Source organism: Bradyrhizobium sp. (assembly GCF_016462955.1).
Lineage (GTDB): Bacteria > Pseudomonadota > Alphaproteobacteria > Rhizobiales > Xanthobacteraceae > Bradyrhizobium.
The window spans coordinates 2,209-4,035 of sequence record NZ_JAEMSD010000194.1 but is presented as its reverse complement, the minus strand read 5'-3'; the positions used below and the strand labels follow the sequence as shown (position 1 = coordinate 4,035).

The 1,827-nt window shown below is 64.1% G+C and carries 2 protein-coding genes; both read left to right on the top strand.

Annotation, left to right across the window (positions count from 1 at the left end; all coding sequences use genetic code 11):
- The coding region (locus JHD07_RS19970; RefSeq protein WP_291624993.1) for an efflux RND transporter permease subunit at positions 1-1,039 on the top strand (1,039 nt) is incomplete at its 5' end.
- Between the two features lie 311 nt (positions 1,040-1,350).
- Positions 1,351-1,827, top strand: a 477-nt coding sequence (locus tag JHD07_RS19965) for an ABC transporter substrate-binding protein (RefSeq protein WP_291624991.1), incomplete at its 3' end; no start/stop codon positions are given.

Sequence of the window (1,827 nt, the reverse complement as noted above, 5' to 3'; positions counted from 1 at the left end):
CGCCGCGGCGCGCAAATCGCCCGCGTTGCTCGCTCCCTCGGTGTTCTCGCCGTTCACGGCCAACACGCCGCAGCTCTTCGTCGACATCGACCGCACCAAGGCGCAAAAGCTGGGCGTTCCCATCTCCAACATCAACGACACGATCCAGACCTATTTCGGATCGACCTATGTCAACGACTTCAACCTGTTCGGCCGCACCTATCACGTCACCGCGCAGGCTGATTTTCCGTTCCGGAAAGAACCGAGCGATCTCGCCCGCCTGCGCACGCGCAATGCCGCCGGCGACATGGTGATGCTCGGCAGCGTGGTCGAGTTCAAGGACGTCTCCGGTCCCGACCGCGTCGCCCGCTACAATCTCTATGCGGCCTCCGAGCTCCAGGGCGAGCCGGCGCCGGGCGTCAGCTCGACCACCGCGCTCGACGCCATCAAGCAGCTCGCGAACGACACCTTGCCGAGCGGCTTCACGTTCGAATGGACCGACCTGTCCTATCAACAGGTCACCGGCGGCAATGCCGGCCTCTACGTGTTCCCGATCTGCGTGCTGTTCGTCTATCTCGTGCTCGCCGCGCAATATGGCAGCTGGACCCTGCCGTTCGCGGTGATCCTGATCGTGCCGATGTGTCTGCTCGCTGCCACCATCGGCGTGCGCATCATGGGCCAGGACGTCAACATCCTCACCCAGATCGGCTTCGTCGTGCTGGTCGGACTGGCGGCGAAGAACGCGATCCTGATCGTCGAATTCGCGCGCGACATCGAGAACGAGGGCAGGCCGCGGCTGGAAGCCGTGATCGAGGCCTGCCGCCTGCGGCTGCGGCCGATCCTGATGACCTCGTTCGCTTTCATCCTCGGCGTCTTGCCGCTGGTGATTTCGACCGGCTCCGGCTCCGAGATGCGCCAGGCCGTCGGCGTCGCCGTGTTCTTCGGCATGATCGGCGTCACCCTGTTTGGCCTGTTGTTCACGCCGATCTTCTATGTGGTGGTGCGGAACCTGGCGGAGGGGCGGAACGAGGGCAAGAAGCCGGAGGTGGTGGCTGCTTGAGTGCTAGCTGTGGCCACCGGCATATCCTCTCTCTCTGCTGTCGTCCCCGCCTAGTGCGCAATTGCGCACGGGGGGCGGGGACCCATAACCACAGGAAGGAGTTTGGGGCGAAGCCGGTAACTCCGAGTCTTCGCCAAACGTCTCCCTGTGGCTATGGATCCCGGGCTCGCGCTGCGCGCGCCCCGGGACGACAGCGGGAGCTTGGTGCGCAGAATCCCATACTAACGATCAACACGAAACGGATGGGCACATACGGCGTTCTTCACTACTATTCGCGATTTCAAAACAGAAGACTGCTGGGAGATGAACGGATGAAATCAGCACTTTTGGCCGCAGCGGCCTCGACATTGTTTCTCGCCGCGCCGGCCTCCGCGCAAGGCGTCAAGATCGGTATCCTCAACGACCAGTCCGGCGTCTACGCGGACTATGGCGGCAAATGGTCAGTCGAGGCGGCCAGGATGGCGATCGAGGATTTCGGCGGCGAGGTGCTCGGCCAGAAGGTCGAGCTCGTCACCGCCGACCACCAGAACAAGCCGGACCTCGCCGCCTCGATCGCGCGGCGCTGGTACGACGTCGAGAACGTCGACATGATCACGGAGCTGACGACGTCCTCGGTCGCGCTCGCGATCCACGAGCTCTCCAAGGAAAAGAAGAAGATCGACATCGTCGTCGGCGCCGCGACCTCGCGGCTGACAGGGGACGCTTGCCAGCCTTACGGCTTCCACTGGGCCTACGACACCCGCGCGCTCGGCGTCGGCACCGGCGGTGCGCTGACCAAGGCCGGCGGC